General features: G+C 60.8%; 16 protein-coding genes. 10 read left to right on the top strand and 6 right to left on the bottom strand.

Annotation, left to right across the window (positions count from 1 at the left end):
* Positions 1 to 6 precede the first annotated feature (6 nt).
* From AACY08_RS04640 to AACY08_RS04595, 10 genes are read left to right on the top strand one after another with little or no spacing between them, the layout of a single operon-like run.
* A complete protein-coding gene (locus AACY08_RS04640) occupies positions 7 to 966 on the top strand; it encodes a YbgA family protein (RefSeq protein WP_339468362.1) in 960 nt (319 codons plus the stop codon).
* Between the two features lie 3 nt (positions 967 to 969).
* Complete coding sequence (locus tag AACY08_RS04635) at positions 970 to 1,899, top strand: MerR family transcriptional regulator (protein ID WP_339468361.1); 930 nt, start codon at positions 970 to 972, stop codon at positions 1,897 to 1,899.
* On the top strand, positions 1,900 to 3,345 hold the full coding sequence (gene phrB / locus AACY08_RS04630; RefSeq protein ID WP_339468360.1) for a deoxyribodipyrimidine photo-lyase: 1,446 nt from the start codon (positions 1,900 to 1,902) through the stop codon (positions 3,343 to 3,345).
* Positions 3,338 to 3,760, top strand: a complete 423-nt coding sequence (locus AACY08_RS04625) for a nuclear transport factor 2 family protein (protein ID WP_339468359.1) — start codon at positions 3,338 to 3,340, stop codon at positions 3,758 to 3,760. The genes phrB and AACY08_RS04625 overlap by 8 nt, the downstream gene beginning before the upstream one ends.
* On the top strand, positions 3,757 to 4,539 hold the full coding sequence (locus tag AACY08_RS04620; protein WP_339419575.1) for an SDR family NAD(P)-dependent oxidoreductase: 783 nt from the start codon (positions 3,757 to 3,759) through the stop codon (positions 4,537 to 4,539). Before AACY08_RS04625 ends, AACY08_RS04620 begins: the two co-directional genes overlap by 4 nt.
* A complete protein-coding gene (locus AACY08_RS04615; protein WP_339468358.1) occupies positions 4,536 to 5,783 on the top strand; it encodes an NAD(P)/FAD-dependent oxidoreductase in 1,248 nt (415 codons plus the stop codon). The genes AACY08_RS04620 and AACY08_RS04615 overlap by 4 nt, the downstream gene beginning before the upstream one ends.
* Positions 5,780 to 6,589 (top strand): DUF1365 domain-containing protein, encoded by an 810-nt coding sequence (locus AACY08_RS04610; RefSeq protein WP_339427188.1) that lies wholly within the window; start codon positions 5,780 to 5,782, stop codon positions 6,587 to 6,589. The genes AACY08_RS04615 and AACY08_RS04610 overlap by 4 nt, the downstream gene beginning before the upstream one ends.
* Complete coding sequence (locus AACY08_RS04605; protein ID WP_339468357.1) at positions 6,576 to 7,847, top strand: cyclopropane-fatty-acyl-phospholipid synthase family protein; 1,272 nt, start codon at positions 6,576 to 6,578, stop codon at positions 7,845 to 7,847. The genes AACY08_RS04610 and AACY08_RS04605 overlap by 14 nt, the downstream gene beginning before the upstream one ends.
* The gene (locus AACY08_RS04600) at positions 7,840 to 8,325 is read left to right on the top strand and encodes a DUF2878 domain-containing protein (protein WP_339456662.1); all 486 of its coding nucleotides are present in this window, start codon (positions 7,840 to 7,842) and stop codon (positions 8,323 to 8,325) included. Before AACY08_RS04605 ends, AACY08_RS04600 begins: the two co-directional genes overlap by 8 nt.
* A gap of 52 nt (positions 8,326 to 8,377) precedes the next feature.
* Positions 8,378 to 8,683 carry a YkgJ family cysteine cluster protein gene (locus AACY08_RS04595; protein ID WP_339456660.1) on the top strand — a complete coding sequence of 102 codons (306 nt, stop codon included), beginning with the start codon at positions 8,378 to 8,380 and terminating at the stop codon, positions 8,681 to 8,683.
* Positions 8,684 to 8,756: 73 nt separating this feature from the next.
* Here the strand turns inward: AACY08_RS04595 and AACY08_RS04590 are convergent, their stop codons facing one another.
* The 6 genes from AACY08_RS04590 to hemA all read right to left on the bottom strand — a co-directional run bounded on the left by AACY08_RS04590 (position 8,757) and on the right by hemA (position 14,123).
* Entirely contained in the window at positions 8,757 to 9,275 is a 519-nt protein-coding gene (locus AACY08_RS04590; RefSeq protein WP_339468356.1) for an acyloxyacyl hydrolase, read from the bottom strand.
* Between the two features lie 112 nt (positions 9,276 to 9,387).
* Positions 9,388 to 10,182: a glutamate racemase gene (gene murI / locus AACY08_RS04585; protein ID WP_339468355.1), complete on the bottom strand. Its 795-nt coding sequence runs from the start codon at positions 10,180 to 10,182 to the stop codon at positions 9,388 to 9,390.
* On the bottom strand, positions 10,175 to 10,930 hold the full coding sequence (locus AACY08_RS04580) for a molybdopterin-synthase adenylyltransferase MoeB (RefSeq protein WP_339456657.1): 756 nt from the start codon (positions 10,928 to 10,930) through the stop codon (positions 10,175 to 10,177). Before AACY08_RS04580 ends, murI begins: the two co-directional genes overlap by 8 nt.
* Complete coding sequence (gene prmC / locus AACY08_RS04575; protein ID WP_339468354.1) at positions 10,924 to 11,754, bottom strand: peptide chain release factor N(5)-glutamine methyltransferase; 831 nt, start codon at positions 11,752 to 11,754, stop codon at positions 10,924 to 10,926. The genes AACY08_RS04580 and prmC overlap by 7 nt, the downstream gene beginning before the upstream one ends.
* Entirely contained in the window at positions 11,755 to 12,837 is a 1,083-nt protein-coding gene (prfA, locus tag AACY08_RS04570) for a peptide chain release factor 1 (protein ID WP_010565625.1), read from the bottom strand.
* Positions 12,834 to 14,123, bottom strand: a complete 1,290-nt coding sequence (gene hemA / locus AACY08_RS04565) for a glutamyl-tRNA reductase (RefSeq protein ID WP_339468353.1) — start codon at positions 14,121 to 14,123, stop codon at positions 12,834 to 12,836. The genes prfA and hemA overlap by 4 nt, the downstream gene beginning before the upstream one ends.
* Positions 14,124 to 14,253: the final 130 nt, after the last annotated feature.

Below are 14,253 nucleotides of genomic sequence, written 5' to 3'. Positions count from 1 at the left end.
TGGTTTATGTCCAGCACTACCAAACCGAAGATCGCCATCAGCGCCTGCCTGCTGGGCGAAAACGTGCGCTTCAACGGCGGCCATAAACAATCACTGCTGTGCAGTCAGACCCTCGCTGACTATTTCGACTTTGTGCCGTTGTGCCCTGAAGTGGCGATCGGCCTGGGTATCCCCCGCGAACCGATCCGCCTGGTGGGCGACGCGGCCAATCCGCAAGCCGTCGGCACCGTTAATCGCGCACTGAACGTGACCCAACCGCTGGACGACTACGGCCAGCAAATGGCCGCGGAACACACCGACCTGTGTGGCTACATCTTTATGCAAAAATCGCCGTCCTGTGGCCTGGAGCGGGTCAAGGTGTACCGCGACAACGGCACCCCGGTGGACGGAGGCGGGCGTGGCATCTACGCCCAGGCATTTTGTGCACGCCACCCTAACCTGCCGGTGGAAGAAGACGGTCGGCTGAATGACCCCGTGCTGCGGGAAAACTTCCTGGCCCGTGTATTCGTCTACGCCAGTTGGCAACAACTGCTGGCCGTAGGACTGACCCGCCACCGTTTGCTGGCCTTTCATTCGCGCTACAAATACTTGTTGATGGCCCACAGCCCGGCGCATTACAAAAGCCTTGGCCACCTGCTGGGCAGCATGACCAAGGGCGCCAACCTCGACGAATTGGCCAGCTGTTATTTCAGCGACCTGATGACCGGCCTGAGCAAATGCGCGACCCGTGGCACCCACACAAATGTATTGCAACACATCAGCGGCTACCTCAAGCAGGCCATCAGCGCCGACGATAAGCAGGAAATGCAAACCGTCATCGGCCAATACCGCCACGGTATCGTACCGCTGGTGGTGCCGTTGACCCTGCTAAAGCACCACTTCCGCCAACACCCGGACCGCTACATCGCGCAGCAGGCCTACCTGCAACCGCACCCGGAAAACCTCAGCCTGCGAAATGCGATCTAGACCATGAGAGCCGCCCTGCTAGACGAACCCGGCGAAGACATCGCCCAAGCCCTCCAGGAAGGCTGGCTGCCAATCCGCGAAGTGGCGCGCCAGACCGGCGTTAATGCCGTGACCCTGCGCGCCTGGGAGCGCCGTTACGGCCTGATCGTGCCCCAGCGCACGCCCAAGGGCCACCGGCTGTTCAGCGCCGAGCATGTGCAACGCATCCACACCATTCTCACCTGGCTCAATCGTGGCGTGCCGGTCAGCCAAGTCAAAGGCCTGATCGACTCCGCCCAGGCCACTCCCAATGCCGTAGAAAATGAATGGCACACCCTGCGCCAGAACCTGGTGCACGCCATCAGTGAATTGACTGAGCGCCGGGTCGACGACGCCTTCAACCAGGCCATGGCACTGTACCCGCCACGCACCTTGTGCGAGCAACTGCTGTTACCGCTGTTGCAGGAGCTGGAGCAGCGTTGGCAAGGTCAATTCCGCGCGCAGATGGAACGGGTATTTTTCTTGTCCTGGCTGCGCAGCAAGTTTGGTGCGCGCATCTACCACAACAATCGCCAGCTGCAGGGTGCGCCATTGCTGCTGGTCAACCAGTCCGACCTGCCGCTGGAACCGCATTTGTGGCTCAGCGCCTGGCTGGCCAGCAGTGCCGACTGCCCGGTGGAAGTGTTCGACTGGCCGCTGCCCGTCGGCGAGCTGGCCCTGGCGGTGGAACACCTGCGGCCGCGCGCGGTGTTGCTGTATTCGAGCAAGGCGCTGCAGTTGTCGACGTTCGCGAAACTTCTGGGCGGCATCAGTTGCCCTAAGTTGATCGTCGGACCAACGGTGTGCATCCATCAGGCGGAGTTGGCGGTATTAACCCATGACATCCCTGAGTTGCTCGTCGCCGAAGAGCCGTTGTCGGCTCATCAGCTACTGATCCAGCGTGGACTTCTTTAAATGCATCTGATCTGGCTGCGCACAGACTTGCGCCAACACGACAACACCGCCCTGACCGCCGCGAGCCAGCGGGGTCCGATGGCGGCCGTCTACCTGATCACACCCGAGCAATGGCTGGCCCACGACGATGCGCCGTGCAAAGTGGATTTCTGGCTGCGCAACCTGCAGGCGCTGAGTAAAACGCTGGGCGAGCTGAACATTCCCCTGCTAATTCGCACCGCCGCCACCTGGGACCAGGCGCCCAGCGTGCTGAGCACGCTGTGCCGCGAACTCTCGGTGGAGTCGGTGCACGTCAACGAGGAATACGGCATTCATGAAAGCCGTCGCGATGCGGCAGTGTCCAAGGCGTTGGAAGAGGCAGGCGTCACTTTCCACAGCTACTTGGATCAATTGTTCTTCCAGCCTGGCAGTGTGCTGACCAAGACCGGCACTTACTTTCAGGTGTACAGCCAGTTCCGCAAGGTCTGCTACACCCGCCTGCACAGCGCGTTACCCCAGAGGGTCGCTGCGCCAAAGGCCCAGGCTGCGCTCAAGCTGAAAAGCGACCCCATCCCGAACACGGTCGAAGGTTTCGAGCCGCCCAGCGACACGCTGCGTGCGCTCTGGCCCGCCGGTGAAGACGAGGCCCAGCGGCGCCTCGACGCCTTCGCCGACCAGCAGATCAGCTACTACAAGGACGAGCGTGACTTCCCGGCCAAGCCCGGCACCAGCCAGCTCTCTGCCTACCTCGCGGCGGGGGTGATTTCGCCGCGCCAATGCCTGCACGCCGCGTTACAAACCAACGGTGGCGAGTTCGAGAGTGGCGACATGGGCGCCATCACCTGGATCAACGAATTGCTGTGGCGCGAGTTCTACAAGCACATCCTGGTGGGTTACCCACGGGTGTCGCGCCACCGTGCGTTCCGCCCCGAAACCGAAGCCGTGGCCTGGCGCAATGCACCCAAAGATCTCGCCGCGTGGCAGGCAGCGCGCACCGGCCTGCCGATCATCGACGCGGCCATGCGTCAACTGCTTGAAACTGGCTGGATGCACAACCGCCTGCGCATGGTCGTGGCGATGTTCCTGACTAAAAATCTGCTGATCGATTGGCGCGAAGGCGAGCGCTTCTTTATGCGCCATCTGATTGATGGTGACCTGGCCGCTAATAACGGCGGCTGGCAGTGGAGTTCATCCACCGGCACCGACTCGGCGCCGTACTTCCGGATTTTCAGCCCTTTGAGCCAGTCGGAAAAATTCGACAGCGAAGGCGTCTTCATCAAGCACTGGCTGCCGGAACTTGCCGCACTGAATAAAAAGGACGTGCACAACCCGGATGCCGCCGGTGGTTTGTTCGGCGTGGCCGACTACCCAAGATCGATTGTCGACCTGAAAAAATCCCGCGAACGCGCCCTGGCCGCCTTCCGTAGCCTGCCCTCGCGACAAGCCGCAGGGGGCGAATATGAGTGATTTCCTGCGCCGCTTCGCCCAGGCCTTTGCCACGCTGGACAAGCACAACCTGCACCTGCTCGACAGCTTGTACAGCAAGGACATCGCCTTTACCGACCCGCTCCACGAAGTCCATGGGCTGCCCGACTTGCACCGTTACTTCAGCGAGTTGTATGGCAACGTCAGCCAGCTACGCTTCGACTTCCACGGTTTCGACCAAGTGGCCGAGGGCGAAGGTTACCTGCGCTGGAAAATGAGTTTCTGCCACCCGCGCCTGGCCAAGGGCAAGGTGATTCGGGTGGAAGGCTGCTCGCACTTGATGTGGCGTGACAAGGTGTACCGCCACCGTGACTACTTCGATGCCGGCGCCATGCTGTACGAACATTTGCCGGTACTGGGCAGACTCGTCAGCTGGCTGAAAAGGAGAGTGGGATGAACGCAGTACCGCCCCGTCGTTATTGGCTGACCGGCGCCAGCAGTGGTATCGGTGCAGCGCTGGCCGTGGAGCTGCTCAACAGCGGCGCACACGTCGCACTCAGCTCCCGCACCAAAGAGCCTTTGGAAGCGCTCGCCCAACGTTACCCGGGCCAAGTGCTGGTGGTGGCCGGCGACCTGACCAACAGCCAGACCGTGCGCGAGATCGGCGAACATATCGGCGTGGCCTGGGGTTCCCTGGACACGGTGATCCTCAATGCCGGCACCTGTGAATATGTGGACGCCAAGCAGTTTGATTCATCAATCATCGAGCACGTGGTGCGCACCAATCTACTGGCAAGCAGCTATTGCATCGAAGCAGCCCTGCCGCTTTTGCGGGCAGGGCGCAGCCCCCATCTGGTGGGTGTCGCCAGCGCCGTGACTTACCTGCCGATGCCTCGCGCTGAAGCCTATGGCGCGTCCAAGGCCGGCTTGCGCTACCTGTTCGAGGCACTGCGCATCAGCCTTTCGCCGGAAAACATCGACGTTACCGTGATCAGCCCAGGCTTTGTCGACACGCCGCTGACCGAACGCAACGACTTCCCCATGCCCCTCAGTTGGTCGGCGGACAAAGCCGCGCGGCACATCTTCGCCAAGCTGGAAAAACGCCCGCTGGAAATCGCCTTTCCTGCACTCTTTATCGCCACCCTCTGGCCGCTGTCGAAATTGCCGAATCGCGCGCAGTTGATCATCGGTAAACGCATGTTGCGCAGCCCGCCGCCGAAAAAGGACGACCTGTGAAGATCGCCATCATCGGCAGCGGCATCGCGGGGCTGACCAGTGCTTACCTGCTCAGCCGCCAGCATGAGATTACGCTGTTCGAAGCGGGTGATCGTATTGGCGGGCATACCCACACGGTCAACGTGACCGTCGAGGGCAAAAGCTACGCGGTAGACACCGGCTTCATCGTGTTTAACGACTGGACCTACCCCAACTTCATCCGCCTGCTGGAGCAGATAGGGGTAACGTTCAAACCTACCGAGATGAGCTTTTCGGTGTGCGATGAGCAGACGGGGTTCGAGTACAACGGCAACAACCTCAACAGCCTGTTTGCCCAGCGTCGCAATATCCTTTCGCCGGGCTTCTGGGGCATGTTGCGCGACATCTTGCGCTTCAATCGCCAGGCACCGCTGGACCTGCAAGACCAACGCATCAGCGCCGAAATGACCCTGGGTGACTACCTCAACGCCGGTCACTACGGCGAGCGGTTTATCCGGCACTACATCGTGCCGATGGGCGCGGCGATCTGGTCGATGTCCCTGGCTGACATGCTTGCCTTCCCCTTGCAGTTCTTTGTGCGCTTCTTTAAGAATCACGGCTTGCTCTCGGTGAATAACCGCCCGCAATGGTGCGTGATCGAGGGTGGCTCCAGCCGTTACATCGAACCGCTGACCCGCAGCTTCCGCGAACAGATCCGCCTCAATTGCCCTGTGCATAACGTTGAGCGTACCGACGAAGGCGTGGTTATCCACAGCCCGGCCGGCAGCGAGGCATTTGATCGAGTGGTCTTCGCCTGCCACAGCGACCAGGCCCTGGCGCTGCTGGCCGATCCAAGCCCAGCCGAACAAGCGGTCCTTGGCGCCCTGCCCTATGCCGATAACGAAGTGGTGCTGCACACCGACACCCGCCTGCTGCCCGACCGCAAACTGGCCTGGGCCAGCTGGAATTATCGGCTGACCGGCAATGGGCAGGCGCCGGCGGCGGTGACCTATGACATGAACATCCTGCAAGGCATCGACAGCGCCACGACCTTTTGCGTGAGCCTGAACCAGACGTCGACGATCAACCCGCTGAAGGTCCTGGCGCGCTACACCTACGCCCATCCGCAATACAGCCTGGCAGCGGTGGCGGCCCAAGGCCGTTGGGAGGAAGTGTCTGGCGTGCGTAACACCTTCTATTGCGGTGCCTACTGGGCCAACGGTTTCCACGAAGACGGCGTGGTCAGCGCTTTGCGCGTCGCCCAGGCGTTTGGGGAAACCCTGTGAACAGCGCCCTGTACAGCGGCTGGATTGCCCATCGCCGATTTGCGCCCAAGGCCCACGCCTTTCGCTACCGCATCGGCCTGCTGTACCTGGACTTGAGCGAAGAACACGAAGTGCTTGGGCTGTCGCCCCTGGCCGGGCGCAGTTGGCTGGCGCCCTTTGGTTTTCGCCAACAGGATTACCTGCGTGAATTGACGCGCACCGGCATGAGCTTGAGCGATGCCGTGCGCCAGGAAGTCGGCAAGGCACTGGGGCGTACACCTCAGGGCGTTATCTGCCTACTGACCCAGGCTCGCAGTTGGGGCCTGGCTTTTAACCCTGTGAGTTTCTTCTACTGCTTCGAGGCCGACGGACGTCTGGCCGCGATCCTGTGTGAAGTGACCAACACCCCATGGCGCGAGCGCTATCACTACGTGCTGCCCGCCCAGACCCTCGGCGCAGATGAACACCAGCACTTCGCCGTGGCCAAGGCCTTCCATGTGTCGCCGTTTTTGCCGCGCGATCTGGAATACCGCATGAGCTTCAGCGCACCCGCCGCCAAACTCGGCGTGCACATGGCCGACTGGCAGGGCGAGCTGAAAGTGTTCGACGCCACCTTGAGCCTGCACAAGGAAGCGCTGAACCGCACCAGTTTGCATCGTTACCTAAGGCGCTTCCCCTGGATGACCGCCAAGACCTGCCTGGCGATCTACTGGCAAGCCATGCGCCTGTTGCTTAAACGCACACCGATTTTTCCTCACCGGGCCGCCGATGGCGCCTCCCGCACCGCAGTCGGTTATTCCAAGGATCGCCGCCATGAAATCCCCTAACGTATCGGTCAAGGCCAACCGCCTGAACGTCAACGGCATGACCACCGCACTGTTGCGCAAAGGCGTACTGCGCCAACTCAGCCAATTGCGCCATGGCCAGTTGGTGGTGATCGAGGATGGCGAGCAGCAAGTATTCGGCGCGCGCGAAGCGCACTTGCTGGGAGAGATCCAGATCCTCGACCCCGCCGTGTGGGGCCTGGTGGCGGCCAACGGTTCTATTGGCGCTGGCGAGGCGTTTATTCACGGTTACTGGAGCAGCCCGGACCTGACCGCCGTGGTGCGCGTGATGGTCAGCAACCTGGATGTGCTGGATGCGATGGAAGGCGGCCTCGCACGCCTGGCCCGGCCGTTCACCCAAGGCCTGCACTGGCTCAATCGCAACACACACAAGGGTTCGCAAAAAAACATCGCCGCCCACTACGACCTCGGCAACGACCTGTTCGAAGAATTCCTCGACCCAACCATGATGTACTCGGCGGCGCAATTCTTGACCCCCGACGACACGCTGGAGCAGGCGCAACTGAACAAGCTTGAGCGCATCTGCCAGAAGCTGGCGCTCAAGCCCAGCGACCACCTGCTGGAAATCGGCACCGGCTGGGGCAGCATGGCGCTGTATGCGGCGCAGCATTACGGCTGCAAGGTCACCACCACGACCTTGTCCAAGGAACAGTTTGCCTACACTGAAAAACGCATCGAGGCCCTGGGGCTGCAAAGCCAAGTCACCTTGTTGCTGAAGGATTACCGCGACCTGACCGGCCAGTACGACAAGCTGGTGTCCATCGAGATGATCGAAGCAGTGGGCCATCGCTTTCTGCCGACCTACTTCAAACAGTGCGCGCACCTGCTCAAAAGTGACGGCCTGATGTTGCTGCAAGCCATCACCATTCGTGAGCAACGCTTTGAACAGGCCAAGCGCAGTGTGGATTTCATCCAGCGCTATATCTTCCCAGGCGGCGCTTTGCCCTGTGTGCAGAACATGCTGCACATCGTCAGCCGCGACACCGATATGAACCTGCTGCACATGGAGGATTTCGGCCTGCATTACGCGCGAACCTTGCGCCTGTGGCATGAGAATTTTCGCCGCGCCCATGGCCGCCTCGCCGAATTGGGCTACGACGAATACTTCCTTCGGCTGTGGGAGTTTTACCTGTGTTACTGCGAAGGCGGCTTTATGGAGCGCACCATTGGCACCGCGCAATTGCTGCTGGCCAAACCGTCGGCGATCAACCCGCCGTTGCTTGGGCGCTTCAGTGCTTAAGACATTGGCCAATGCCGTGCTGTTTCAGTGCGGCTGGTTCGCCTGTGTGCTCGGCGGTGACAGCTTATGGTTACTGGTAGGGCTGGCTGTACTGGGCATTCATCTGCTGTGGATAAGTTCATGGGCGCAAGACGGCAGGTTGATCCTGGGCGTGACCTTGCTGGGCACGTTGGTCGATACGTCGTTACGCACCGTCGGCTTTTTTCAGTTCAGTGAGCCTGGTCCGTTGATTCCGCTGTGGTTAGTGATGCTATGGGCGCTGTTGGCAACCACGCTGCGTCATTGCCTGGCTTGGAGCACCCAACCTCGGTGGCTCGCAGCGTTACTGGGGGCCGTCGGCGGTCCGATGTCTTATTTCGCAGGCAGTCAGCTGGCCGGGGTAAGCTTCGGTTACGCCCTGTGGCCAAGCCTGGTCGGGCTGGCCCTGCTGTGGGCTTTGCTCTTTACGCTGCTCGCAACCGCTGCAAAAAAAACCTGAACCCGGTCGGCTTTTACTTGCAGCTTGCCGCTCAAAGCTTGAAGCTGCCGCCATGCCCAACATCCCCCACACCCAAATCGCTGAACCCGCCGTCACCTGCTCGACGTGCGCGGCCTGCTGCTGCCAGTTGGAAGTGATGCTGATTACCGACACCGGCGTGCCGGAGCGCTATATCGATACCGACGATTGGGGCGGCGAAGTGATGCTGCGCCTGGAAGACGGCTGGTGCGCAGCGCTGGATCGGGACACGATGATGTGCACGATCTATGAGCGACGGCCGTTGATTTGCCGAGAGTTCGAGATGGGTGCGCCGGAGTGTTTGACCGAACGCGAAGGGATTGCGACGGCGTATCGCTGACCTTGAAACAAGTAGAAATCCAAATGTGGAAGCGAGCAAGCCCGCCCCCACAGCGGGATCAGTGGCCTGAAGATTACAGCGCCATGGTGTAATGCAGCGAGTAGCTCTCTACCCCGTCGTTATTGCTGCTGATCCCGGCGTTGGAATAGTGCGTGGCACGAATGCCCACTTCATGCCCACCGGTAAACCGCAGACCAAAACCCAGGCGGTCTTCGAACTGAAAGGCCTGGCCAATGTTGTTGTCTTCCAGCTGGGTACGGGAGAACACCGCTACGCCGATCCCGGCTTCGATGTAGGGTTTGACCGACTGCCCGGCAAACTCATACACAAACACGGGCGAGAACGACAGGCTGCTGGCACCGGCGCGATCGTCACCCTCCCAGTAAGTGTAAGCACCGCTCCAATAGCCCGTCAGGCGACCCATATCGCTCTGCATCCAGCTCTTGTCCCAATCCGACGTCAACCCCAACCGATAGGTCAGCGTTGAATCACTGGTTGCCCCCAGACCAAACTCCAACCCGGCGGCTTGCGCCGAAAAAGAGTGCCCCATTACCGTGGCCGCAAGCGCAGCCAAACAGAGAAAACGCTTCATATGAAACATCCCTTCAAACGACGTTGTAAGATTTATGTACAGGCTAACGTGCTATAGAAGTCGCCGTTAATGCAGAAGTTCAGTCGAAAACCGTGATTTTTTCACGAATTTTTCACAAGCTGAAATCACTCACATTTCCGGAAGTTTTCCATAATGTAGGTAGGATGTTTCTGAAATGTTGCAGATCGCCACTGGTCCAGAACTGTGCAGGTTCAGGATCGCCGACGGCCAGAAGATCGCGCTCACTCAGTAAACGCTTGAGCTGGCGGGCCACGGCGGCACCGGTGTCGATAAGGATGATGCTGGGGGGCAGCATCTGCGCCAGGAGCGGCTTGAGGAAGGGATAGTGGGTGCAGCCGAGGATGATGGTGTCGCAACCGGCGCTGAGCAGCGGTTCGATGTAACCCTGCAATAACTGGCCCAGGGCGGGGCTGTTCAGGTCGCCGGTTTCAATCAGCTCCACCAGGCCCGGGCAGGGTTGGGTGATGACCCGAACATCAGTGGCGAAGCGGTCCAGCAGCGCAGCGAACTTGGCGCTTTGCAGGGTGCCGGTAGTGGCAAGCACACCGACCACGCCGCTGCGGGTGGCGGCGGCAGCAGGTTTGACGGCGGGCTCCATGCCCACCAATGGCCAGTCGGGATAGTCTTGGCGCAAGTCGGCGACGGCCGCGACGGTCGCGGTGTTGCAGGCAATCACAAATGCCTTGGCGCCCTTGTCGCAGAGAAACGCCGCAACCTGCCGCGAACGCTCACGAATAAACGACGGGGTTTTCTCGCCATAGGGGATATGCCCGCAGTCGGCCACGTACAGCAACGACTCATGGGGCAGCAATTGCTGAATTTCGGCCAGTACCGACAAGCCGCCAACACCGGAATCGAACACACCGATGGGCGCGCCCTTAACCATGTTGGGTCCCGCACACGCTGCAGCCGGGGTCACGCTTCACGCGCAGCTCGCGAAAACGCGTGGTCAAGGCATCGATGAGCAACAGGCGGCCCACCAAGGGTTCGCCGAAACCGGCCAGCAGTTTCAAGGCTTCCAGCGCCTGCAGGCTGCCCACCACGCCCACCAGCGGACCAACTACGCCGGCTTCGCTGCAGGTGAGTTCGGTGTCGCTGCCGTGCCCATATAAACAGTGGTAACACGGGCTTTCGGCGCGACGCGGGTCGAACACTGACAATTGGCCTTCAAGGCGAATCGCCGCGCCGCTGATCAGTGGCTTGCCGGCGGCAACGCAAGCAACGTTGACCGCCTCGCGCGTGGAGAAGTTGTCGCTGCAATCGAGCACAACATCGACCGCACCTACCGCGGCGGCCAAGGAATCGGCATCCAGCGCAGCGCGGTGGGCAGTCAGCTTGATTTCGGGGTTGATGGCGCTCAGGCGGCGCAGGGCCGAGTCGACCTTGGTCTGCCCAACGCTGTCGGTGTCATGGATGATCTGGCGTTGCAGGTTGGTCAGGTCGACCGTGTCGAAGTCCGCCAGATGCAACTCACCCACACCCGCGGCCGCCAGGTACAGCGCAACGGGTGCGCCCAGCCCACCAAGACCAACGATCAATGCACGGCCGTTTTTCAGGCGCAACTGGCCGTCGATGTCGACATGCTGCAACAGAATCTGTCGGCTATAGCGCAACAGCTCCTGATCGCTCAGCACGGCCGGCGTCCCAGCGTGATGCGCTCGTGTCCGCCGAGATCGATACGGCTGTGTACCTCTTCAAAGCCTTCACTCAACAGCAGATCGCGCACAGCCGGGGCCTGGTCGTAACCGTGCTCCAGCAACAGCCGGCCGCCAGCATTCAGGTGAGCGGGGGCTTCTTTGATGATCAGGCGCAGGTCATCCAAGCCGTCATGACCGGCCACCAATGCGCTGGCCGGCTCGAAGCGCACGTCACCGGCCACCAGGTGTGGATCATTGTCGGCAATATACGGCGGGTTGCTAATGATCAGGTCATAGGTATGACCCTGCAGCGCGCTGAACCAGTGGCTGTTCAGCACCGCTGCGTTATTGAGGTGCAGGCGCTGGCGATTGCGCTCGGCCAGGGCCACAGCTTCCAATACTCGGTCGACAGCGGTGATCTGCCAGGCTGGGCGCTCGCTGGCCAGGGCCAACGCGATGGCCCCGCTGCCGGTGCCCAGGTCGAGGACCGTGGCGGGCGTGGCTGGCAACAGTTCCAGGGCGGTTTCCACCAGCAGTTCGGTGTCCGGACGCGGGATCAGCGTGTGCGGCGCGACCTCCAGGTCCAGCTTCCAGAAGCCTTGCTGGCCGAGGATATACGCCACCGGCTCACCGCCGCGACGGCGTTGCAGGTAGCCGGCAAAGGTCAACGCGTCTTCACTGCTGACAATTTTTTCCGGCCAGGTGTGCAGGTAGCTGCGGGACTTGCCCAGCGCAGCCGCCAGCAACAATTCAGCATCCAGGCGCGCGGTGGGCGAATCGGGCAGATCAGCGGCGCGCAGCAGGCTGGCAATGATGGTCATTTACTCACCTATCGCCGCTAATTGATCGGCCTGATACTCGGCGAGTAACGGCTCGATCACCGCGTCGACGCCACCCGCGAGAATTTCGTCAAGGGAATAAAGGGTGAGGTTAACCCGGTGGTCGGTGACCCGGCCCTGGGCAAAGTTGTAGGTGCGGATACGCTCGGAACGGTCGCCAGAACCCACCAGCAACTTGCGCTCGCTGGCAATTGCGTTCGCGGCGGCGCTGGTCTGCTGGTCATTGAGCTTGGCCGACAACCACGACATCGCCCGCGCACGGTTTTTGTGCTGGGAACGCTCCTCCTGGCACTCCACCACGATACCCGACGGCAAGTGGGTGATACGGATCGCCGAATCAGTCTTGTTGACGTGCTGGCCACCGGCGCCCGACGAGCGGTAGGTATCGACACGCAAGTCAGCCGGGTTGATCTCGATGGCTTCCTGCTCGTCCGGCTCAGGCAACACCGCGACGGTGCACGCCGAGGTGTGGATGCGGCCTTGGGATTCAGTCGCCGGAACGCGCTGCACGCGATGTGCACCGGACTCAAACTTGAGCTTGCCGTAGACGTTATCGCCTTCAACCCGCGCGATGACTTCTTTATAGCCGCCGTGTTCGCCTTCGTTCTCGGACAGGATTTCGACCCGCCAGCCGCGACGCTCGGCATAACGCGAATACATGCGGAACAGGTCGCCGGAGAAGATCGCCGCCTCATCGCCGCCAGTGCCGGCACGGATTTCTAGGAACACGTTGCGCCCGTCGTTCGGATCCTTGGGCAGCAACATGCGTTGCAGGTCGCCTTCCAGCTCGGCCAGCTTTTCCTTGGCCTCGCGGACTTCTTCCACGGCCATTTCACGCATGTCCGGGTCGCTGTCCTTGAGCAGCGCCTGGGCGCCTTCAAGATCGGCCTGCACTTTCAGCAAGTTTTTGTAGGTGGCCACAACCGGCTCAACTTCGGCGTATTCCTTGGAATAGGCGCGGAACTTGGTCTGATCGGAAATGACCTCGCCATCGCCGAGCAAGGCGGTCAGTTCTTCGAAACGGTCCTGGAGCACGTCCAGTTTATTGAGCAGTGACGCTTTCATTGCGGTTTTTTATCCGAAGAGCTTTCTGACGCGCCCTCACCGAGGGCAAAGAGTTCCTGGGCCATGGCCAGCGCATCGAGGCGGCCTTCGGCAGTTAGCTTTTTTAATTGTACGCTGGGGGCGTGGAGTAACTTGTTGGTGAGGCCACGGGCCAGTTGCATCAGCACCTCTTCAGCGCTGCTGCCATTGGCCAGCAGGCGCTGGGCTTTGATCAGCTCCTCGTCGCGCAGGCGTTCGCCTTGCTGACGATACGCCTTGAGCACATCCACCGCCGCCAATTCACGCAAGCGCACCATGAAATCTTCGGCGCCGGTGCTCACCATTTCCTCAGCAGCCTGGGCTGCACCCTGGCGGCTCTTGAGATTTTCGGCGACCACTTCGTGCAGATCGTCAACGCTATAGAGGTAAACGTCGTCCAAGTCGCCGACTTCGGGCTCGATATCGCGGGGAACGGCGATGTCCACCATAAAGATCGGTTTGTGCTTGCGCAGCTTCAGCGCGCTTTCGACCGCGCCTTTGCCAAGGATCGGCAACTGGCTGGCAGTGGAACTGATGACGATATCGCTGCGCACCAGTTCGGCCGGGATGTCAGACAACAACACGGCATGCGCGCCGAACTGTTCGGCAAGGATGCTGGCGCGCTCAAGCGTGCGGTTGGCGACCACGATCCGCTTGACCCCCAGGTCATGCAGGTGACGGGCGACCAGGGTGATGGTCTCCCCCGCGCCAATCAACAAGGCCTGGCTGCGTTGCAAGTCACTGAAAATCTGCTTGGCCAGGCTCACCGCAGCAAACGCCACGGACACCGGGTTTTCTCCGATGGCAGTGTCGGTGCGCACCTGCTTGGCGGAGTTGAACGTGGCCTGGAACAAGCGCCCCAGCAGCGGGCCGACGGTTCCGGCTTCGCGCGCTACGGCGTAGGCGGACTTCATCTGGCCGAGGATCTGCGGCTCACCCAACACCAGCGAATCGAGGCCGGACGCCACACGCATCATGTGACGAACTGCCGCATCCTCTTCATGCACATAAGCGCAGGCACGCAGGTCATCGAGACTCAAATGGTGATAATCGGCCAGCCAGCGCAGCACCACATCCGCTGAAAGATGTTCCTGCTCTATATAAAGCTCGCTGCGATTGCAGGTTGAAAGGATCGCAGCTTCGCGACTGTCGGTGAGCCGGCAGAGCTGCTGCAAGGCCTCAACCAACTGCTCTGGCGTAAACGCAACGCGCTCGCGCACGTCTACGGAGGCAGTCTTGTGGTTAATACCGAGTGCGAGGAAGGCCATTCAATATCGCTGATGATGTCGGGAAGCCGACAATTGTCCTACTTCGAAAGATTCAGAACAACCACCGTCGTCTATTGTCCCTATATGTTGTGCCTATGAAAGGCGTCCACTGAGTCTCGGTTATGTTTGG

The sequence above is a fragment of the Pseudomonas sp. EL_65y_Pfl1_R83 genome, from assembly GCF_963970695.1.
GTDB classification, from domain to species: Bacteria; Pseudomonadota; Gammaproteobacteria; order Pseudomonadales; family Pseudomonadaceae; genus Aquipseudomonas; species Aquipseudomonas tritici.
This window is presented reverse-complemented; position numbering and strand designations above follow the sequence as displayed.